The sequence below is a fragment of the Rhodanobacter aciditrophus genome (genome assembly GCF_042679525.1).
Classification (GTDB): domain Bacteria; phylum Pseudomonadota; class Gammaproteobacteria; order Pseudomonadales; family Marinomonadaceae; genus Marinomonas; species Marinomonas aciditrophus.
The window spans coordinates 69,611-89,990 of the sequence record NZ_JBHTMN010000018.1 but is presented as its reverse complement, the minus strand read 5'-3'; the positions used below and the strand labels follow the sequence as shown (position 1 = coordinate 89,990).

General features: G+C 47.4%; 19 protein-coding genes. 14 read left to right on the top strand and 5 right to left on the bottom strand.

Annotated features, from left to right (window positions below; translation table 11 throughout):
* Positions 1–28: 28 nt before the first annotated feature.
* The 3 genes from pabB (at position 29) to ACFQ45_RS15455 (ending at position 2,911) form a co-directional block, all read left to right on the top strand.
* The gene (pabB, locus tag ACFQ45_RS15465; RefSeq protein WP_377369300.1) at positions 29–1,420 is read left to right on the top strand and encodes an aminodeoxychorismate synthase component I; all 1,392 of its coding nucleotides are present in this window, start codon (positions 29–31) and stop codon (positions 1,418–1,420) included.
* Positions 1,421–1,427: 7 nt separating this feature from the next.
* A complete protein-coding gene (locus tag ACFQ45_RS15460) occupies positions 1,428–2,078 on the top strand; it encodes a CoA pyrophosphatase (protein WP_377369298.1) in 651 nt (216 codons plus the stop codon).
* A gap of 98 nt (positions 2,079–2,176) precedes the next feature.
* On the top strand, positions 2,177–2,911 hold the full coding sequence (locus ACFQ45_RS15455) for a phosphoadenylyl-sulfate reductase (protein WP_377369296.1): 735 nt from the start codon (positions 2,177–2,179) through the stop codon (positions 2,909–2,911).
* 43 nt (positions 2,912–2,954) lie between these two features.
* Here ACFQ45_RS15455 and ACFQ45_RS15450 read toward each other — a convergent pair whose 3' ends face one another.
* On the bottom strand, positions 2,955–3,251 hold the full coding sequence (locus ACFQ45_RS15450; protein ID WP_377369294.1) for a LysR family transcriptional regulator: 297 nt from the start codon (positions 3,249–3,251) through the stop codon (positions 2,955–2,957).
* A gap of 114 nt (positions 3,252–3,365) precedes the next feature.
* On the opposite strand from ACFQ45_RS15450, the gene ACFQ45_RS15445 reads away from it, so the two are divergent.
* Positions 3,366–4,709, top strand: a complete 1,344-nt coding sequence (locus tag ACFQ45_RS15445) for an anti-phage deoxyguanosine triphosphatase (RefSeq protein WP_377369292.1) — start codon at positions 3,366–3,368, stop codon at positions 4,707–4,709.
* A 3-nt stretch (positions 4,710–4,712) separates the two neighbouring features.
* Here the strand turns inward: ACFQ45_RS15445 and ACFQ45_RS15440 are convergent, their stop codons facing one another.
* From ACFQ45_RS15440 to ACFQ45_RS15430, 3 genes are read right to left on the bottom strand one after another with little or no spacing between them, the layout of a single operon-like run.
* Entirely contained in the window at positions 4,713–5,225 is a 513-nt protein-coding gene (locus ACFQ45_RS15440; RefSeq protein WP_377369290.1) for a GNAT family N-acetyltransferase, read from the bottom strand.
* Positions 5,212–6,258, bottom strand: coding sequence for a DUF2333 family protein (locus ACFQ45_RS15435; protein ID WP_377369288.1), 1,047 nt, complete (start codon positions 6,256–6,258; stop codon positions 5,212–5,214). Before ACFQ45_RS15435 ends, ACFQ45_RS15440 begins: the two co-directional genes overlap by 14 nt.
* 10 nt (positions 6,259–6,268) lie before the next feature.
* Positions 6,269–7,063 carry a hypothetical protein gene (locus tag ACFQ45_RS15430; RefSeq protein ID WP_377369286.1) on the bottom strand — a complete coding sequence of 265 codons (795 nt, stop codon included), beginning with the start codon at positions 7,061–7,063 and terminating at the stop codon, positions 6,269–6,271.
* A gap of 100 nt (positions 7,064–7,163) precedes the next feature.
* Here ACFQ45_RS15430 and dsbD point away from each other — a divergent pair, with 100 nt between their 5' ends.
* The 9 genes from dsbD to purD all read left to right on the top strand — a co-directional run bounded on the left by dsbD (position 7,164) and on the right by purD (position 17,713).
* Positions 7,164–8,963 carry a protein-disulfide reductase DsbD gene (gene dsbD, locus ACFQ45_RS15425; RefSeq protein WP_377369284.1) on the top strand — a complete coding sequence of 600 codons (1,800 nt, stop codon included), beginning with the start codon at positions 7,164–7,166 and terminating at the stop codon, positions 8,961–8,963.
* 236 nt (positions 8,964–9,199) lie between these two features.
* Entirely contained in the window at positions 9,200–9,649 is a 450-nt protein-coding gene (gene accB, locus ACFQ45_RS15420; RefSeq protein ID WP_377369282.1) for an acetyl-CoA carboxylase biotin carboxyl carrier protein, read from the top strand.
* 21 nt (positions 9,650–9,670) lie between these two features.
* Positions 9,671–11,011, top strand: a complete 1,341-nt coding sequence (gene accC, locus ACFQ45_RS15415; RefSeq protein ID WP_377369280.1) for an acetyl-CoA carboxylase biotin carboxylase subunit — start codon at positions 9,671–9,673, stop codon at positions 11,009–11,011.
* 97 nt (positions 11,012–11,108) lie between these two features.
* Positions 11,109–11,996 (top strand): 50S ribosomal protein L11 methyltransferase, encoded by an 888-nt coding sequence (gene prmA / locus ACFQ45_RS15410; protein ID WP_377369278.1) that lies wholly within the window; start codon positions 11,109–11,111, stop codon positions 11,994–11,996.
* Positions 11,997–12,019: 23 nt separating this feature from the next.
* On the top strand, positions 12,020–13,252 hold the full coding sequence (locus ACFQ45_RS15405) for a zinc-ribbon and DUF3426 domain-containing protein (RefSeq protein WP_377369276.1): 1,233 nt from the start codon (positions 12,020–12,022) through the stop codon (positions 13,250–13,252).
* 153 nt (positions 13,253–13,405) lie between these two features.
* Positions 13,406–14,374: a tRNA dihydrouridine synthase DusB gene (dusB, locus tag ACFQ45_RS15400; protein WP_452600467.1), complete on the top strand. Its 969-nt coding sequence runs from the start codon at positions 13,406–13,408 to the stop codon at positions 14,372–14,374.
* A 96-nt stretch (positions 14,375–14,470) separates the two neighbouring features.
* Positions 14,471–14,749 (top strand): DNA-binding transcriptional regulator Fis, encoded by a 279-nt coding sequence (gene fis, locus ACFQ45_RS15395; protein WP_377369274.1) that lies wholly within the window; start codon positions 14,471–14,473, stop codon positions 14,747–14,749.
* An 81-nt stretch (positions 14,750–14,830) separates the two neighbouring features.
* Complete coding sequence (gene purH, locus ACFQ45_RS15390; protein ID WP_377369272.1) at positions 14,831–16,405, top strand: bifunctional phosphoribosylaminoimidazolecarboxamide formyltransferase/IMP cyclohydrolase; 1,575 nt, start codon at positions 14,831–14,833, stop codon at positions 16,403–16,405.
* A gap of 18 nt (positions 16,406–16,423) precedes the next feature.
* Positions 16,424–17,713, top strand: coding sequence for a phosphoribosylamine--glycine ligase (gene purD / locus ACFQ45_RS15385; RefSeq protein WP_377369270.1), 1,290 nt, complete (start codon positions 16,424–16,426; stop codon positions 17,711–17,713).
* A gap of 75 nt (positions 17,714–17,788) precedes the next feature.
* Here the strand turns inward: purD and ACFQ45_RS15380 are convergent, their stop codons facing one another.
* Complete coding sequence (locus tag ACFQ45_RS15380) at positions 17,789–18,040, bottom strand: hypothetical protein (protein ID WP_377369268.1); 252 nt, start codon at positions 18,038–18,040, stop codon at positions 17,789–17,791.
* Positions 18,041–18,085: 45 nt separating this feature from the next.
* Here ACFQ45_RS15380 and ACFQ45_RS15375 point away from each other — a divergent pair, with 45 nt between their 5' ends.
* A complete protein-coding gene (locus ACFQ45_RS15375; protein WP_377369266.1) occupies positions 18,086–20,308 on the top strand; it encodes a 7TM diverse intracellular signaling domain-containing protein in 2,223 nt (740 codons plus the stop codon).
* Positions 20,309–20,380 lie beyond the last annotated feature (72 nt).

Below are 20,380 nucleotides of genomic sequence, written 5' to 3'. Positions count from 1 at the left end.
TACGCAATAAACTCAGATGGTCACTATTATGGCAGAAGTTAGACGCATAAGTTTGCCTTATGTAACGTCTCTTGCAACGCTGTTCCCAAGGGTTAGCGATCTCCCCTACCCCATACTGTTGGACAGCAATCACGATCAATTTCCTGATACGCACTATGATATTTTAAGCGCTGCCCCTAGGGCACTACTCAGTGCAACCTCCGACGACTTCGAACTCACTTGGTATGCAGAGCCCTGTATGACGCTGGCTCCCACCAAAAACCCATTGACGCTTATCGAGCAGTTAGTGCAACAGATGAGCCAACAAACATGGTCAGCAGAGACTCCAACAGGCTTTAACGGTGGTCTTTTAGGTTATTACGGCTACGAAGCAGGCCGATATGTGGAGCATCTTCCCAGATCCGTGACCGAAGACGTGGGCATGCCGAAGATTTTATTAGGCCTGTACGGTTGGGCCATTGTCAGCGATCATCAAACCCAAACTACCACGTTAGTGATCACCCCTTGGTGCCATTTAAGTGAAACAGACCTGCTCGCGAGACTTGAAGGTGACCACACAAGCGCTCCACGGAATTTTGTATTAGAAGGCTCATTTCAAGCCAATATGAGCCCAGAAGGCTACGCTGAACGATTCAGCAAAGTACAAGCGTATATTCAAGCTGGAGATTGTTATCAGGTTAACTTAGCTCAACGTTTTAGCGCACCCTACCAAGGGGCCCCTTGGGATGCCTACTTGGCATTAAAAGCCACCTGCCCAACGCCTTTTTCAGGGTATTTTGAGCTCCCCGATGGACGGGCGGTGCTGTCTCATTCCCCTGAGCGTTTCATCCAGAGTCATGGTGGTCGAGTCGAATCCAAGCCAATCAAGGGGACGCGTCCTAGAGGGCAAACCCCAGAACAAGATCAAGCGTTGGCAGAAGAATTATTAGCATCCGAAAAAGATCGCGCAGAGAACCTTATGATTGTGGACTTGCTGCGCAATGACCTAGGACGCAACTGCGTTGTGGGTAGCGTAAAGGTTCCCAAGCTGTTTGCATTGGAAAGTTATGCCAATGTGCATCATATGGTGTCCACAGTAGAAGGGCGTGTCGCTGAACCAAGCGATGCCATTAAGGTCTTTCAAGAGAGTTTTCCAGGTGGCTCCATTACCGGTGCCCCTAAAGTACGCTCCATGGAGATCATTGATGAATTAGAGCCCCATGAGAGAAGTGTCTATTGCGGCTCAATCTTATACTTCAGCTGTAATGGTGAGATGGACTCTAGTATTACAATTCGCACCCTAGTTGCAGACGGTCAAAACCTGCATTGCTGGGCTGGTGGCGGATTGGTCGCGGACTCCGATGGGGATGCTGAGTATCAAGAAACCTTTACCAAGGTGGGCAATTTGACCCATACTCTAGAAACAGAATTCCTAAGGTAACGAACAGATGATTGATGTGGCTCATTTCTTAGAATCATCGCCAATCACCCCGACCATCGACGAGATACGGGCGGCTCTTGACGCCCAAGCGCCACAGCAAATCTACAATCCAGATCAGTTTATTGCCCCTGAAGCCTACATTCACGATTACCGCGCAGCGGCGGTGTTGATACCTATTTTTCCCTGCCCCGACTCGGGCGACCTAAAAGTTCTACTGACCCAACGCTCATTAAATATGCGCAACCATCCTGGACAAATTGCCTTCCCTGGAGGCAAGCATGACCCTGAAGATGCCAGCATTCAGTATACTGCTTTGCGAGAAACATTAGAGGAAGTCGGCTTGGCTCCGGATTGTTTCGAGTTGATTGGCGAACTGGGTGAGTACTGCTCTATTTCTGGATATTGCATCAAACCTGTGGTGGCTGAAATGACTCGCATGAGCGAACTAAGCTTAAGTGAGGCGGAAGTGGAATGCGTCCACTGGGTGCCATTAAACCACTTACTGAACCCACAAAACTTCCAATACATAGAGCGTAAAATCGGCAATATCACCCGTGGGTATTTCGAAGTGCGCTACCATGATTTACGTATCTGGGGCGTGACAGCAGGGATCATTTTTGGTCTTTATCAAGCGATTGAAAATCATTATCGCTCGTAGGGGCTTTGCATTATAAGTTTAGGCTGGATTTGTATTTTATCTCAGTAATGTAACTTGCTAAGGTACAGCCAACTTGGAATTACATCAGGATAGACAACATGTCCAACTTTGATTTAGACGCCTTCGTGGCAAGCCACAAAGCTGACGAAGCGCAGAAAATTATTCACAGCGCCCTAGCAGAATTCGACAACATCGCGATCTCATTCAGCGGTGCAGAAGATGTGGTATTGATCGATATGGCCGTCAAAGCCAAAAAAGACGTTCAGGTATTTTCCTTGGATACTGGTCGTTTGCACCCTGAAACTTACCGTTTCATCGATACCGTTCGCAAACACTACAACATTAAAATTGATGTAATGTCTCCCGACGCAGAGAAGCTCGAAGCTTTCACTAAAGAAAAAGGGTTCTTCAGTTTCTTTGAGGACGGTCATAAGGAATGTTGTGGCGTACGCAAAGTGGCTCCCCTGCGCAAAAAACTCAATACTCTTAATGCTTGGATCACAGGTCAACGTAAAGACCAAAGCCACGGCACACGTAATCAATTAGCATTTGCTGAAGTAGACTCAGCGTTCAGCAATGACGAGCGCACCTTATTCAAGTTTAACCCCTTGGCAAACTGGTCTTCAGAAGACGTTTGGAACTACATCAAGGTGTTTGAAGTGCCATTTAACGAGCTGCATCAAAAGGGCTTTATCAGCATCGGCTGCGAACCTTGTACGCGCCCAGTACTGCCGAACCAGCATGAACGGGAAGGTCGCTGGTGGTGGGAAGAGTCAGAACATAAAGAATGCGGCCTACACATCGGCAACCTCATTCCAACAAAACAAGCCTAAGCCTGCGTTACAAGCGCTTGTTACGGGTGCCTTAAGTGAATACTTAGGCACTCGTTTTAATGTCTACATCTGACGCAGCGAGATAGTTCTGCCATTTCGCCATAAAGTCTTCATAGCACTGATCCAAATCCAACACATGATTATAGAGCAAGCGCCCAGGCCCTGTGAGCTCCGTTGAGCGACCATGACGGATTAGCAAAATGGTGCCTAACCCTTTTTCAAGCTTCTGAATATGCTGGCTCACCGCCGGCTGAGTTAACCCCAACTGACGAGCAGTTTGAGTGAAGCTACCTGTTTCGACCAAAGTTTTAAATGTAATAAGATGTTGAGTATTAAGCATAATGTTTCCTTATAATAAAAAGCATTATGCCTACTCCAAATGCCCCAGGCATTGACCTACATCGTGTTTTAATGAAAGACTGCCCTTCTTACTAAAATTCTCAAGAAGAACATGATGAGCAACAGTGCCGATTTAGACATCTGGATGGAGCGCCGCTCTGGGCCACGCACCGAAAAAAGTAACGATCACCGCAACGTTTATCAAAGAGACCGAGCACGGATCATTCACAGCGCCGCATTTCGTCGCCTTCAATCTAAAACTCAAATTCTCGCCATTCGTCAAAACGACTACAGCCGAACGCGCTTAACCCACTCATTGGAAGTGGCGCAAATTGGCGGCGGTATTGTTTACCATCTGCAGTCTTCTCAGCCTGAAAACGCTTCATTTCAGAAATGGCTTGCCAGCGAATCCCTCATTGAAACCATATGTTTAAGCCATGACATTGGTCACCCTCCTTTCGGCCATGGGGGCGAAGTGGCATTGAATTTCATGATGATTGACCATGGGGGATTTGAAGGAAACGGCCAATCGTTACGCATCCTAGGTAAGCGCGGCTCCTATTCAGAAGAATTCGGCATGGACGTGTCCCGACGCACCATGCTGGGAGTGATTAAATACCCTGCTCTACATGAAGATGTGGTAGGTAAGTATCCGAACAAACCCACCAATTTACGCCTATTCAGGGCAAAGGACTGGCACCCACCTAAATGTATTTTCGCTGAAGAAGCGCCGTTACTTGATTGGATTTTGGCCCCCTTCAATGAGTCTGATCGCAGTCACCTGTTGAACGTATCGCGCCAAGAGAACAATCGCCACGGACGCACCCAACACGCAAGCTTCGATACTTCCATAATGGATCTGGCCGATGATATTGCCTATGGGGTTCATGACTTGGAGGACGCGATTGTGCTTGGCATGGTCACACGTGACATGTGGCAAGCTCATGTGGCACAAGCCTTAGCCGCCATTGACACGCCCTTTTTAAACGAGCACTTAACCCGTATAGAACAACAACTGTTCAGCAAACAAAGTCATTTGCGCAAAAAGGCCATTGGCGATCTGGTCAGTTGGTTTATCACCTCCTGTGAAGTCACTGAAGCGAATGAGTTCGATCACCCATTATTAAGATACCAAGCAGCCTTACCGGCACCACAGCGACACGCCCTTGATCTACTGAAAGACTTTGAAATGACCCACATTATTCAACGTCCCGAAGTACAGATGTTGGTGTATAAGGGTCAGCAAATGCTGTTAGAAATGTTTGAAGCCCTTGCCGCAGATCCGGCAAGATTACTTCCGAAAGAGCTCGCAAAAGAATGGCGTGCCATTGAAGCAGTCGGAGGAAATGGTCACCGGATTATCTGTGACTACATGGCATCCATGAGTGATGATTATGCTAGCCGCATGTATAAAACTTTGTTCGTACCAAGCTCAGGTTCTGTCTTTGAACCCATATAAGCCTCACGACAAAGATTTACCAAACACCATCAAATCGCCCAATATACCGCCACTGCGCGCGATGTTGGGCAGCATCCCCCATTGCTCATAGCCACAGGATTTAAAAAACTGTTGACTGCGTAGGTTGGCAGACAAGATGTAAGCCACTAGGGTATGAATGTCCATTTGTTGTGCATGATGTTCAACGAATTCAAGTAGCCCTGACGCCAGCCTCTGTCGTTGATACTCCGCTTGGATATAGATTCCTAACTCGACCGCCCCCGCAAACGATGGCAGCCCATAGAAAGACTCTAAGGCACACCAACCCATTACAGTATCCGCATACTCCAACACCCAAAACGGCCGCTCAGGGCTAGAGCTTTCAATCCAATCAATGACGCTATAAAGGGTGACCCCACCTTTGAAGTCCGTTTGCGCTTCCGATTCTAAGAAGATAGATAAGATAAAAGGTGCGTCCTCAAGCTCTGCTGGACGCACCCTCAATTGTTCTCCTAACACTGGGTTAGCCCTGTTCAAGCAGCCTTCTTAAGTCAATCAAGGCAGCATTCGCTCGTGAAATGTAAGAAGCCATAACCAAAGAATGGTTCGCCAAAATACCAAAGCCATCACCATTTAAAATAACGGGTGACCAGACAGAAGCTTGGGTAGCCTCTAACTCACGAATAATTTGACGCAAGCTTACCAAGGCATTTTTATCCTGCAATGTGAACACAAAGTCTACTTCGATGGCTTTCAAAATATGAATTAACGCCCAGCTGGCCCCACGGGCTTCATAAAACACGTTATCAATTTGCATCCATGAGGTTTGCACGTATTGGCGGGCCACACCTTCGGTAGACTGACGGGCGTTTTTATCCCCTGCTAAATCGGTATTTTCACGGACCTTTGCAACACTTGCGGACAAACGCTGGGACAGACTCCCCAAACGAGTAGACACATCGGACAAATATTCGGCAAGGCTGTCAGCGCGGGAATAGAACTGAGCATTATCAGTATTATTCGCCAAACGATCCAAATACTGCATTAGTTCAGCATTGCCTCGGCGGTACTCACTTTCACTGGAAGGTAACGCCCAGCTTTTGTTATCAAAGTTATACTGAGGCTCGGCAATTTTTAGATTTGGGTCTTCCGTAGATTGGGACTGAGAGCGACTAAATTCCTTCCGTAGCGCTCGGGCCATGTCCCGCACCTGCACTAACACCCCGAACTCCCAAGACGGCATGTTATCCATAAACAACCCTGGGGGCAGGATATCATTGCTAATAAACCCACCTGGTTTTTCTAACAAGGTATCCACCAACTGATAAACCGTACTCGTAGTGGTGTAACCCGTGACCAGTTTTTTACTGTTATTCAAGTACCCTTGCGCTTCAGCTCGTTCCTTCGCAGCCGACACCACATCAAACTGATCCGGTTCACTGCTCCAATACATACCTAACCCTGTGATCAACACGAATAGGAATGCAACGCCGATCAATACGCCTTTAAACAAGCCAGAACGATACTGACCTAGTTTTAAAACAGCGAGTTTATCGAGAATTTTCGCCATATTTTTATCCTTATTCGTTCATTTCAACGGTGTATCGAGCACGATGATAAATCATAGCTCGTACTCGGAAGTCCGGTGTTCTGCTATTGAGGATTTGATAAATCAAGCGACCTTCTTTATCACTTGGCCAATTAATCTCAATTGGCTTCTGAAGTGCCAAGATTCGGTCAATAATAGGCTGCATTTTTGCAAGAATTTCCTCTTCACTCAATTGGAATAGGTCTTTTGGCAAAATAAATACATCTTCTGAGGCGTCTGGCACCCTGTCCTGCTTTGTTGCAGTCGCCTTAGGGGTCCCTTGAGCCCGCTTCTCAATACGAGCGACGCGATCGGCTGCAGTACTAATATTGGGATCATCCTGATTCACAAATCTCGCATTGTTCAAGTAGGTATAAGCGGTGTTAAAGTCCCCTCGACCTGCTGACACTATTGCCCAATCCAAATAGGTATCGACAATATTAGAGATACCTAAAATCGCTTCATAGTTGCCAGGATCTCGACCTAAGGCGATTTGGAAATACATGTTGGCATTGTCTTCTTCAGGGGTTAGTAAGCGACGCTCTGACAAAGCGTATTGACCCATTTTGATCAAGCGCATTGTCACCTTATCGGCCGCAGATACCACCTGAGCCTGGGGCTCAGGTTTAATATCATTTATTACTTCTGGAGTCGCTGGCTTCTGATCCACTTGCTTCTCTGACTCTGGAGCTTCCACTTGAACAGGAGCGGATACCGGTGCAGGCGTTGACGCACATGCCACTAAAAACATTGACGAAGTTAGCAATAAAAACGCTTTTTTAGACAAGATAACTCCTAGGTGTTTGGAAACTTCTAACTCGATTGGTAGTCTATAGCGCCTTCGACGCCGAAGAAACCTTCATTGTAAATGATAAATAGGCCCATGAATGCTGCGCCAGCTTTTTGCTCTCATTATCCTGACATACTCCTCACTGATCTTTGCATTCAGTATTAGTTCACCTTTTGGTTCCAGTAGCCAAGAGTTTTTACCCGTAGACCAGGCCTTCATTCTTTCGATTGACAGAGAAGACAACGGGCAGGTCATTGCCCATTGGGACATTGCCGAAGGCTACTACCTTTATAAACATCAGCTTAAGATACAACAGGAATCAGGGCCTGCCCTATCATTCGGTGACATTCCCTCAGGCACCGTTAAAGAAGACCCCTATTTTGGCACAGTAGAAGTGTTTCATGATCAACTAGAGATTCCCTTAAACGCTGCAGGGCTTTCCGCTGCGACGCAAATCGCTTTTTCAATTGGCTATCAAGGGTGTGCAGAGCGCGGACTTTGCTATCCCCCAGAGCTGGCCCCTATGTCAGCTGAGTTCGCCCCATTAAATACCCTAGCCCAAGGGCAAGCCCCTAAAGCCACACCAAAGGTGGCGTTATCTGGTGCGCAAAAAGTGATCCAACTCATGTCAGAAGCAAGCGTCATCAAGACCATCAGCATTATGATGGGCTTGGGATTGTTGCTTTCTTTTACACCCTGCGTACTGCCCATGGTGCCGATTGTCAGCGCTATTGTCGTCGGTAGTAAAGCAAGAGGCTGGACTGGATTAGGCCTCTCGTTTATTTATGTGCTGGGGATGGCTATCACCTATGCTCTAATCGGTGCCTTAGCAGGTTGGTTTGGTACTCAGTTAAACCTACAGGCAGCCTTACAAAACCCAGTGGTTTTAATGACGAGCGCAGTTCTGTTTGCCGTCTTAGCATTAGCCATGTTTGGCGTTTTTGAACTCCGCTTACCCAGCGCTCTTCAAGACAAACTCAACCATGTGTCAGGACAAACTCAACAAAGCCGCTCACGTCTATTTGGCATCTTCTGCACTGGAATGGTTGCAACCCTAGTCGTATCCCCATGTGTTTCTGCACCACTGGCTGGAGTCGTGCTTTACATTAGCTCCAACTCTGATCCCTTGTATGGTGCCTTGGCATTATTTGCCATGGGGTTAGGCATGGGGATTCCCTTACTCGTTGTAGGTGCCTTGGGCAGCACCGTTCTCCCTAAAAACGGCCCTTGGCTGGAAGACATCAAAAAACTAATGGGCTTTGGTATGTTAGCCATGGCAATTTGGCTGGCGACCCGTTGGCTGCCGTTGTCCACACACTTAGCCCTTTGGGGGTTATTGTCCCTAACCATTGCGGCCTATTTCCTTCATCGCGCCATCTCGGGCAACTCGCATCCGGTACGCTGGTTTGTTGGCTTGCTCACCTTAATTATCGCCATGCTGGAACTAGTGGGTGTAACCCTTGGCGAAACGAACCCAACAAAACCTTTGGGGGCAGTACGACAGCTATCAGAAGTCGGCACGAAAACAGCAACCCAAGTGCCCTACTACGCAAAAGTCACCTCTCTGGATGAATTCAAAGCCGTCTTAGAACAGAGCAACAAACCAGTGGTGGCTGACCTATACGCTGACTGGTGCATTAGCTGCAAGGTAACCGAAGAAGAGATATTTAAAGCGGCGGACATTTTACCCTTGCTAGAACAAGTTGCTTTTGTACAAGTAGATGTGACGGATAATACGGATGACAGCAAGGCCTTTTTGCAGGCGTTTAACCTTTACGGCCCTCCTTCCATGTTATTTTTCGATGAAACACAACAATCCGTAGAATCCCTAAAACTTATCGGGGAGCCAACGAAGCAGGAAGTATCTGAGCGTTTACAGGCCATTTTGTCACGCTAGAACACCCGCTGGATTACTACTGATCATTTTTCAAACATAATTGCAAGTTGCAGGTTTTTTACCCTCAAAACTGGACAAAATAGCGCTTTTTACTGATAATTTCCCGCTAATTAGAATTTTACGTGTTTGGGTAAATCTCCATGATGGATTTTCCCCAATTCACACCCAGCCTGCTTAGGAATTCATCCCCTTTGCAGAAATAGACTGATTATTTAGACACAACAAAGAGAGTCAACATGGACATTCGCAAAATCAAAAAACTAATCGAGCTACTTGAAGAATCCAACGTATACGAGATTGAGATCAAAGAAGGCGAAGAAGCAGTTCGAATCAGTCGTGGCGGTGCACCAGTTGCAGCTCCTCAAATGTACGCAGCACCTGCTCCTGTTGCAGCACCTGCGGCTCCGGCAGCAGCTCCAGCAGCAGAAGCTGACGCACCTGCAGCGATCTCTGGTCATACGGTAAACTCTCCAATGGTAGGTACTTTCTACCAGTCTCCAGCACCAGGCGCGAAATCATTTGTTGAAGTAGGCCAAAAAGTAAACGCTGGTGATACCATCTGTATCGTTGAAGCCATGAAGATGATGAACCAAATCGAAGCTGACAAATCTGGTACAATTGGCGCTATCCTTGTAGAAGACGGCGAGCCAGTAGAATTTGATCAACCGCTTGTTACCATCGTTTAATTCTTAGCCAAAGGTTTCGTCATGCTAGATAAAGTATTGATTGCTAACCGAGGCGAAATTGCACTGCGTATTCTTCGCGCTTGTAAAGAACTCGGTATCAAAACTGTCGCTGTCCATTCCAAAATTGACCGCGACCTATTACACGTTCGCCTTGCAGATGAATCCATCTGTATCGGACCAAACCCATCAAAAGACAGCTACCTGAACATTCCTGCACTGATCAGTGCAGCGGAATTGACAGACACGTCTGCGATCCATCCAGGTTACGGCTTCCTAGCAGAAAACGCAGACTTCGCTGAGCAAGTTGAGCGTTCTGGCTTTGCCTTCATTGGCCCTCGTGCTGAAACCATTCGCCTAATGGGTGACAAGGTGTCTGCGATCAAGGCAATGCGTGAAGCAAACGTACCGACTGTACCAGGCTCAAACGGCCCAGTACCATCTGACCCAGATGAGTGTATGCGTATTGCACGTGAAATCGGTTACCCAGTAATCGTTAAAGCCGCTGCAGGGGGGGGTGGTCGTGGTATGCGCGTTGTTCACAACGAAGCCAGCTTACTAAAATCCATCAGCGTCACTCAATCTGAAGCGGGATCTTACTTCGGTGACAGCACGGTTTACATGGAGAAATTCCTAACAAACCCACGTCACGTTGAAGTTCAGGTACTGGCTGATGGCCAAGGTAATGCGGTTCACCTATACGACCGTGACTGCTCTCTACAGCGTCGTCACCAAAAAGTTCTTGAAGAAGCCCCTGCTCCACTACTAGATGAAGAGTCCCGCGCTCAATGTCTACAAGCCTGTGTGGATGCTTGTATCAAGATTGGTTACCGTGGTGCCGGTACCTTCGAATTCCTATACGAAGACGGCCGTTTCTACTTTATCGAAATGAACACTCGTGTTCAGGTAGAACACCCTGTAACAGAAATGGTTACTGGTATCGACATCGTTAAAGAACAGCTTCGTATCGCAAGCGGCTTACCATTGTCCATCACTCAAGCAGATGTGAAACTGAAAGGCCATGCTGTTGAAGCACGTATCAACGCTGAAGATCCTAAGACCTTCATGCCAAGCCCTGGTAAAGTGAACTACTTCCACGCCCCTGGCGGTATGGGTGTACGAGTTGATTCTCATCTTTACAGCGGCTATTCAGTGCCACCTACATACGACTCCATGATCGCAAAAGTTATCTGTTTTGCGGACACTCGTGAAGGTGCTCTTAAACGCTTAGAGGTTGCACTGGATGAGACCTTCGTTGATGGCATCAAGACCAACATCGATCTTCAGAAGAGCCTAGTAACGGATGGCAACTTCATCGCCGGTGGCGTGAACATCCATTACCTAGAGAAGAAACTCGGACTTTAATCGGTTCGCTTACTACACCTCCGTCCGGAGGTGTAGTACCCTCCTTATTTGCATGTACAATCAGACTTTCTAACAGTCACAACTGGACGATTACCTAATGCCTTGGTTGCAAATTCGCGTTCATACAACGCCTGATCACGTTCCGTCTTTTGAAGACTCACTCCTTGAATGCGGTGCCCTAGTGGTGACCTTTGAAGATGTTCACGATGATCCGGTATACGAACCCGATCTCAACACCACTCCCCTTTGGAAGCATACCCGCGTAACCGGGCTGTTCGAAGCTGACGCAGATCTTGAACACATTAGTAGTGTTGTGACCCATAAAGCCGAACACCTAGGTCAATCGAACATAGATCTTAAGATTGAAATTCTTGAAGACAAAGACTGGATTCGAGAATGGATGGACAGCTACCACCCTATCCAATTTGGCAAACGCCTTTGGGTTTGCCCAAGCTGGCGCGAAGTCCCAGACGAAAATGGTGTTAATCTGATCCTTGACCCAGGGTTAGCGTTTGGCACCGGCACACACCCTACCACGGCACTGTGCTTAGAGTGGCTTGACGCCATCGACTGCCAAGATAAGAGCATTATTGATTACGGATGTGGCTCAGGCATTTTAGGGATTGCAGGACTCTTGCTGGGAGCAAGCAATATGGTTGGCATCGACATCGACCCACAAGCCGTAGAAGCCACCCAAGCAAACGCAGAGCGCAACCAAATCACGCCAGATCGCTATGAAGTTAAATTGCCACCTTATGACAGCAATGTGGAAGCAGACATCGTGGTCGCCAACATCCTTGCCGGCCCCTTAGCAGAGCTTTCAGGCACCATTTCCAAACTGGTCAAACCCGGTGGTCTTTTGGCATTATCTGGTATATTGGAAAGCCAAGCCCACTCTGTCGTCGAGGCTTACAAACCTTGGTTTAAAATTGAATCCATCACGGAAAAAGAAGAATGGGTTCGCATTGTAGCGAAGAAGCTATAACGCTGTAAGGAAGTTCACACCCTATGTCAGAAAGCATGATCACTTGTTGTCCTAAATGCTCCACCACATTTCGAGTTACTGAAGACGTACTAAAAATGGCCAAAGGCAAAGTACGCTGTGGTCAATGCTTTCACATCTTTACCGCAGAACCACTCCCAAGCACCCCAAAACCCATTAACAAAGAGCAACCAGCCCCTGTTGCGGCTCCCGAGCCACAAACATACCAGCCATCTGCCCAGAAAACCGCTCCGACAGCCCAAACAGCTCCCACGGAAACAATCAACCACGATGGCACACCGGATCCGGACTGGCTTAACACCCTTTTTAATGAAAGCGATCTAGAGCCCTACACTCCTCCGACGCCTAAAGAACCACAGAAGAAACAAGCCCCTGAGCCCGTTATTGAAGCTGAAACGGACAGTGACCTAGCCCCCTGGGAACTGGAACTAGCAGAGTTGGAAGAGCAGTTTACGACTGGCAATCTACCTCAAGAGCCCGTTTTTAGCGAGCGCTTAAAAGCTCCCCAAAACGAAGAAAAATCTCCTTCAAAGCAAGAGAAAAACCAAGCTACTGAATTCTCTGCATCCAAAACAGACCCAGAACCTGACTACATGCAGGCATTACATTCTCTTGCCCAAGACATTTCTAAACAGGATTCTTTATCGGATAGCGAATACGCCTCAAAAGAATCTATCAAGCAATTGGCAGCAGAATACAGTCTCGCCTCATTAACGGAAGCGGACCAAGCCACTGCACCGAGCAAAAGCCGCTGGGGCTGGTTATGGGGCATGGGCATTCTACTTGCCATAGCAGCACTGATTGCTCAAATCAGCATGGCTTTTTTTGAACAAGGTAGCCGATCACCAGAGTTCCGAGGTGTTTATCGTGTCGCTTGTTCATACTTAGGCTGCACCCTACCAGCATTCGAGGACATTTCAGCCATTAGCATTGAGCATGTACGAGTGCAAAGTCATCCCACCGAAGCAAACACTCTTCAGGTCAATGCCATCATGACCAACACCAGCCACTACGCGCAACCCATGCCAAAACTCGCCCTAGAGTTCTACGATCTCAATGGTAAGCCCGTGGCAGCACGCTTATTTGCGCCCCAAAATTATCTACATAGAGACTTTTTAGACATAACCTACATGCCCCCAAGCACCCCGATTCATATCGTGATTCCAATCCAGGACCCTGGCGCTCGAGCCGTCACCCATCAAATTAAGGCGTACTCTAGCGACACTCGCTCCTACTAATTGTGCATTTCCCTCGGACATTGAAAATAAGCACAAAAAATAGCCAATTTCCCAGTTGTCAAGACTTCAAAAAAGCGAAGTCCCTAGGTATTATTCACGCCCGCTCGACGGTGTAGCAGATCTTTAACAATAGATTCGGTATTTAGACATATCATGGCCTTTAGCATTGGCAATTACAGCATTGAAAAGCCCGTTATCCTTGCCCCTATGGCAGGCGTAACAGACTTACCTTTTCGACGCCTTTGCCATCAGCATGGCGCAGGTTTGGTGGTCTCAGAAATGGTCACATCGGATGTCCGTTTATGGGATACCACAAAAAGCAAAATGCGCTTGGTTCACGATGCTGAGGTATCCCCTCGTTCTGTACAAATTGCCGGCTCAGACCCTAAGATGATGGCCCAAGCAGCGCAACAAAACGTCGCCCTTGGTGCCCAAATCATTGATATCAATATGGGCTGTCCAGCAAAGAAAGTCTTGAACAAAGCGGCTGGCTCAGCCCTTTTACGAGATGAGCCTCTAGTCAAACAAATACTCGAATCTGTCGTAAGTAGCGTTGATGTTCCTGTGACATTAAAAATTCGTACTGGCTGGTCATTAGATGAGCGCAACGGCATCGAAATCGCTCGCATTGCCGAGCAATCAGGTGTTCAAGCATTGGCCGTTCATGGTCGTACTCGTGCCTGCAAGTTTAAAGGCGAAGTCGAATACGACACCATTGCTAAGATCAAACAATCTATCGGTATTCCCGTTTTTGCCAATGGCGACATTAATGATGCCAAGCAAGCCAAATACGTATTGGACTATACCGGAGCTGACGCCGTCATGATTGGACGTGCAGCCCAAGGGCGACCTTGGATATTTCAAGAGATCAATCACTACTTACAGCACGACGAATTGTTACCAGCGCCAACGAGCGAGGCAGTGAGAACAATTGTCCTTAGCCATGTTCAAGCACTGCATGAATTTTATGGCTCACACATGGGGACACGTATCGCACGCAAGCACGTAGGCTGGTATCTGCAAACACTGGACGACACAACACCATTTCGCAGCCAGTTTAATCGCATCGAAGATGCACAAGAACAGCTCGATCTGTTGAACGAATTCTTTGCTTCTAAGTAAATCTAGAAGCATCTCTGGTAAATGAATACCAATACGCAGAGAGCTTTGCGTATCAGTATTCAACAATGGTTAGCTTTATAAATAGAAGGTTATTCTGTGGTAGATCAAACACATACTCAAACGTTTCAAACGGCTTCTTCTGAGCAAGCGCAAACCCTACGTGACAACGTAGAAAAAGCGCTGCAAAACTACTTTGCTCATCTAGATGGCCAACCGGTAACAGACTTGTACCAACTAGTGTTAGCAGAGGTTGAGGCGCCTTTGCTAGAGTCCGTAATGAACTACACTAAAGACAATCAAACCAAAGCGTCGGCAATCCTAGGTCTTAACCGTGGCACCCTACGCAAAAAACTGAAACAGTACGGTATGCTGTAACAAAAAAGGGCGAATACGCCCTTTTTTCGTTTTACCTGTTCCCCAAATTTTATTGACGTTAATCACATTGCGAGAAGCATAATGGCAAACTCAACCACAACCCCTATCAAACGCGCCCTGATCAGCGTATCCGACAAAACAGGCATTGTTGAATTCGCACGAGACTTGGCTAGCCAAGGCGTAGAGATCCTTTCTACTGGCGGCACTTACAAACTTTTGCTGGAAAGCAAGGTACCGGCGATTGAGGTCTCCGACTACACAGGCTTCCCTGAAATGATGGACGGTCGCGTTAAGACGCTTCACCCAAAAGTACACGGTGGCATCCTAGGACGTCGTGATATCGATGGCGCCATCATGCAAGAGCATGGCATCCAAGAAATCGACATGGTTGTGGTCAACCTTTACCCATTCGAAGCGACCATCGCACGCCCAGACTGCGATCTTCCAATGGCGATTGAAAACATCGACATCGGTGGACCAACCATGGTTCGCTCTGCGGCGAAAAACCACAAAGACGTGGCAATCGTTGTGGACCCTGCCAGCTACACAGACATTCTAGCTTCCCTAAAAGAAAACGGCGGCCTAACCTACGACCAGCGTTTTGATCTAGCTGTCAAAGCGTTTGAGCATACGTCTAACTACGATGGCAACATCGCTAACTTCTTAGGCAAGAAAGTCGAAGGCGGCAGTGAAGACTTCCCTCGCACATTCAACTTGCAATTCAACAAGCAAGAAGAAATGCGTTACGGCGAAAACCCGCACCAAAAAGCGGCTTTCTACGTGGAAGCTAACCCACAAGAAGCCTCTATCAGCACGGCTAAACAGCTGCAAGGTAAAGCGCTTTCTTACAACAACATCGCTGACACTGACGCAGCCCTTGAGTGTGTTAAGAGCTTCCAAGAGCCTGCTTGTGTGATCGTAAAACACGCTAACCCATGTGGTGTTGCAACAGCGGCCAACCAGCTTGAAGCCTACGACCTAGCCTTCAAAACGGACCCGACCTCTGCATTCGGCGGCATCATCGCCTTCAACCAAGAGCTTACTGCTGAAACAGCACAAGCGATTGTTGATCGTCAATTCGTTGAAGTTATCATCGCACCTAAAGTTAGCCCAGCGGCCCTTGAAGTGGTTGCCGCTAAACAAAACGTTCGCCTTCTAGAATGTGGTGAGTGGTCAACTGACAAACCCGCTGCACTAGATTACAAACGCGTTAATGGTGGCCTATTAGTTCAAGACCGCGATGACGGTGCCATCGAACTTGGCGATCTAAAAGTGGTTTCTAAGCGTCAGCCTTCTGAAGAAGAACTAAAAGATCTTCTATTTGCATGGAAAGTTGCGAAATTCGTGAAATCTAATGCCATTGTTTACACTAAGAACGGCCAAACAATTGGTGTAGGTGCTGGCCAAATGAGCCGTGTTTACTCTGCTAAAATCGCAGGCATCAAAGCCGCTGACGAAAACCTTCAAGTGGAAGGTTCTGTTATGGCATCTGATGCCTTCTTCCCATTCCGCGATGGTATTGATGCGGCGGCTGCGGCAGGTATCACAGCGGTGATTCAGCCTGGTGGCTCTATGCGTGACGATGAAGTCATTGCGGCAGCAGACGAAGCAGGTATGGCCATGGTCTTTACTGGCATGCGCCACTTCCGCCACTAATTTAGCGAAGGAATTGAAATGAAAGTTCTTATTATAGGTAACGGTGGCCGCGAACATGCCCTAGCATGGAAGGCTGCCCAATCCGCAGACGTAGAAACGGTTTTTGTCGCACCAGGTAATGCTGGCACAGCCCTTGAAGCCAAAGCCGAAAACGTCAACATCGGCGTAGAAGACATCGATGCGCTTGTTGCATTCGCAAAGGATAACCAGATCGGCCTTACTATTGTTGGCCCAGAAGCACCGCTAGTCATCGGTGTTGTGGACGCCTTTGATGCGGCAGGCCTGCCTATCTTTGGCCCAACACAAGCTGCAGCACAACTGGAAGGCTCTAAAGCGTTTACCAAAGACTTCTTGGCACGTCACGAGATCCCAACCGCGGAATACGGTAACTTTACTGATATCCCTTCTGCCGTGGCGTACATCAAAGAAAAAGGCGCACCAATCGTTGTGAAAGCTGACGGTCTTGCGGCAGGTAAAGGCGTTATCCTTGCTCAAACTGAAGCAGAAGCCATCGCTGCTGTAGAAGACATGCTAGCGGGCAATGCTTTTGGTGATGCGGGTTCTCGTGTAGTGGTTGAAGAATTCCTAGTAGGCGAAGAAGCCAGCTTCATCGTTATGGTTGACGGCGAAACCGTTCTGCCAATGGCCTCTAGCCAAGACCACAAAGCTCGTGACAATGGTGATACAGGCCCAAACACTGGCGGCATGGGAGCTTACTCTCCTGCACCTGTGGTAACACCTGAAATCCATGATCGCATCATGAATGAAGTGATTATGCCAACCGTAAAAGGCATGAACGCCGAAGGCAACCGTTACCGTGGTTTCCTATACGCAGGCGTCATGGTGGCCCAAGACGGTACCCCTAAGGTGCTTGAGTACAACTGTCGCTTTGGTGACCCTGAAACTCAGCCAATTATGATGCGCCTACGTTCTGATTTGGTCAGCATGTGTTTGGCGGCCATTAATGGCGAGCTTGAATCTGTTGAAGCAGATTGGGACCCACGTGCTAGCCTAGGTGTTGTCCTTGCAGCAGGCGGCTACCCAGCAGCCTACAACAAAGGCGATGTGATCTCTGGCCACGATGCGTCTTTGCCAGAACACCAAAAAGTATTCCATGCGGGTACCACTTCAAAAGATGGCCAAGTGGTCACCAATGGTGGTCGCGTCCTCTGTGCAGTGTCTCTTGGTGAGACCGTTGCCGAAGCACAAGCGGGTGCTTACGACGTGGTTAAACAAGTGACTTGGGACAAGGTTTACTTCCGTACAGACATCGGCCACCGCGCTGTGTCCCGCGAACAAGCGAAATAAATCATTTAAGCCAAATGTCAAAAGGGCCGCTATTTGCGGCCCTTTTTATTGAATTTGAAGTTGTCTTCGAAGCCGTTACTTCTTTAATCCCGCTTCTTTTTTATCTAACCAAGCTTTGAATTTTTTACCCACCTCAAGCACGATTAGGCCAAATATCACGCCCCCCATCCATTCAAAATCCAGCAAAAAGCCCACGGCCCCCAGCATGCCGTATAGGTAAAGCAGATTTGTCCTAACTTTTCCCTGATGAACTCGGGTAAACCAAGTGATCACAAGCAATGCAATGCACCATAAGACGTAGTACTCCACCAATATTGGATATAGCATTTGTCACCCTAACTAGTTAATAATGTAGGCCTCAGGGAGGCTCTTTTGATTAGACACTTTTTATCTGCGCTTATTTTACTCGCTCTGACCATGTTAACCAATACGGCACTTGGGGTCCCACGGATGGCTCTGGTGGACGATCTTCATCAGCATGTAAACATTGGTGATGTGGGGAGCTATTATATTGATGAAACGGGGCGCATGACCCTGAATGACGTGGATAGTGACGCCATACTTAAACGCTTTATCCCTCTCAATGACCCTTTTATACAATTTGGTGTTGTAGAAGGTAATGTGTGGTTACGGGTGGACATTGCCCAAAAAGTCTCTCAGGGCCACCCTACGGTTTTACACATCAAAGCACCACGACTGCAATCCATTGAGATTTATGCTCCCACCCTAAGCAGCCAAATCATTTACAGCGCAATGGGCGAAGCATTACCTTTTAGCAATCGCATGATCCAATATCCGGATTATATTGTCCCTTTACCGGTCAATGCACCACCGGTCTTTACCCTCTACCTAAAACTGTCTTCACGCTCCCCGATCAACTTGATCGCTGAGATCAAAACCCTGTCAGGGCTTGCCGTTGACACGCAAGTCGACACGCTTATTACGGGGTTTATGTTTGGGGTGCTGTTGCTCTTGTTCATTAGCAACATCTTTTTTTATGTAAAAACCCATCACCCTATGTACCTAATCTATGGCGCAATGCTCGTATGTATTGTCTGTTTGCACTCAGCCCTCCATGGTTTAATTTTTCAGTTATTTCCTAGTTATGTCGGCCTGCAAGAACGCATTTACAACCTCTCCGCACTGGGAGCTGCAGCCATCATCACCTATTTCTCAAGGCTGTATTTAGAAACTAAAACCTATTTACCTAGAATTGATCGAGCCCTATTAGCTCTGGGGTTCTTTAACATCGGACTTGGGGTGGTGTTTGCCTTTGCCCCAGAGCAGCTCAGCGTCAAAATACTGTCGCTGTGCGCATTCATGACGTTAGCAGGTCTACTGTGTGTGTCCCTCTATGCCATTTATAAGCAAGTACCCTATGCATGGCATTACCTGGTAGCGCGATTAACGCTTACTGTTGGCCATACGGCTTGGATACTCAGCCTATATGGCGTGTCACCCAACATTATCTGGTTTGAATGGGGATTAACGGTCTCCTTTATTTTGGAAGCCTTAATCCATTTTGTTGGCATCATTACGCGCCTTAAGCCCTTACTTATTGGCAATGCCAAATCCGAATCCATTGTCGATCAACAAAATGATGTATTGGATGACATTGCCGCTCGATTGCGCCGCCAGACTTCTATGATCAATGCCCATCAAAAAAGCCCTGATCCACAAAGCCAGGCCCATATTAAACGCGCCCAAAGCAACCTAGAATACCTATCTGAGCGAATCCAAGTTCTTAATCAGGTACAGTTGGGAAGCTCGCCGGAGCAAACTAATACTTCACTGAACCTCCAATTGCTGATAGATCGTGCAGAATCTAACTTTAGACAATTGGATCAAGATCGCACTGATATCGAGCTAATCACGCACAATGCAACCACTTGGGAGCTGTACAAAAACACACCTCTGATTAGCCACCTCTACTTTACTATCTTGGATGAATTTAAACACTTCACCGACCAAACTCTCACGGTGACAAGCTCAATTCAAAGCAATGATCGAGAGGGGAGCAAAACCCTTAATATTGTCGTGCGACCTATTACAAGCACCGTCCAAATTAACGACCCAAACGGCTTAGGTATGCGTTATTTTAATGATGTCCTTGATGCCTTAGAAGGGGAAGCAGAGCTTACTGGAGTCGGGCGAAACCGAACCTTGTCTATTAATCTGCCTATCTATGCTCGTTATATTCACCCGAGCGAATTAACACAAAAAACCCACACGGAAGAAGTCAGCCTAGTCATCGTTGGGCAAGACTCTGAGCTTTTAACTCATACGCAAGAATACCTAACAGGAAAACTGTTTGTAATGTCCCATATTGACCAAGTAGATGACATTCACAGCTTACTTAGGTACCGCTCAAAGAACACTAAACTACTTGTGCTATTGTTTGATGATCAAGTGAATTTTGGCGCATCGGATTTGTCGAGCTTCATCAGAGAACTGCAAGATGATGACCACTGCCTATTAATTTCAAATACCATTAAAATGTCGTCAAAACATGCTCGAGCATTAGGCTTTGATAGCTACATCACTCACACCCAAATAGAGTCCAAACTAATCACCGAGCTGGAAAGGTTAATGTGAGTTTGCCATTGCGAAAGATCAATGGATACTGACATCCATATTGAGAAAAGCGCTTCACAGTTCGATAATGTA

Bases quoted from the DNA above. Each gene is read 5' to 3' on its own strand.
- pabB (WP_377369300.1), top strand. From the start codon at position 29: ATGGCAGAAGTTAGACGCATAAGTTTGCCTTATGTAACGTCTCTTGCA.
- ACFQ45_RS15460 (WP_377369298.1), top strand. From the start codon at position 1,428: ATGATTGATGTGGCTCATTTCTTAGAATCATCGCCAATCACCCCGACC.
- ACFQ45_RS15455 (WP_377369296.1), top strand. From the start codon at position 2,177: ATGTCCAACTTTGATTTAGACGCCTTCGTGGCAAGCCACAAAGCTGAC.
- ACFQ45_RS15450 (WP_377369294.1), bottom strand. From the start codon at position 3,251: ATGCTTAATACTCAACATCTTATTACATTTAAAACTTTGGTCGAAACA.
- ACFQ45_RS15445 (WP_377369292.1), top strand. From the start codon at position 3,366: ATGAGCAACAGTGCCGATTTAGACATCTGGATGGAGCGCCGCTCTGGG.
- ACFQ45_RS15435 (WP_377369288.1), bottom strand. From the start codon at position 6,258: ATGGCGAAAATTCTCGATAAACTCGCTGTTTTAAAACTAGGTCAGTAT.
- dsbD (WP_377369284.1), top strand. From the start codon at position 7,164: ATGCTGCGCCAGCTTTTTGCTCTCATTATCCTGACATACTCCTCACTG.
- accB (WP_377369282.1), top strand. From the start codon at position 9,200: ATGGACATTCGCAAAATCAAAAAACTAATCGAGCTACTTGAAGAATCC.
- accC (WP_377369280.1), top strand. From the start codon at position 9,671: ATGCTAGATAAAGTATTGATTGCTAACCGAGGCGAAATTGCACTGCGT.
- prmA (WP_377369278.1), top strand. From the start codon at position 11,109: ATGCCTTGGTTGCAAATTCGCGTTCATACAACGCCTGATCACGTTCCG.
- ACFQ45_RS15405 (WP_377369276.1), top strand. From the start codon at position 12,020: ATGTCAGAAAGCATGATCACTTGTTGTCCTAAATGCTCCACCACATTT.
- dusB (WP_452600467.1), top strand. From the start codon at position 13,406: ATGGCCTTTAGCATTGGCAATTACAGCATTGAAAAGCCCGTTATCCTT.
- purH (WP_377369272.1), top strand. From the start codon at position 14,831: ATGGCAAACTCAACCACAACCCCTATCAAACGCGCCCTGATCAGCGTA.
- purD (WP_377369270.1), top strand. From the start codon at position 16,424: ATGAAAGTTCTTATTATAGGTAACGGTGGCCGCGAACATGCCCTAGCA.
- ACFQ45_RS15380 (WP_377369268.1), bottom strand. From the start codon at position 18,040: ATGCTATATCCAATATTGGTGGAGTACTACGTCTTATGGTGCATTGCA.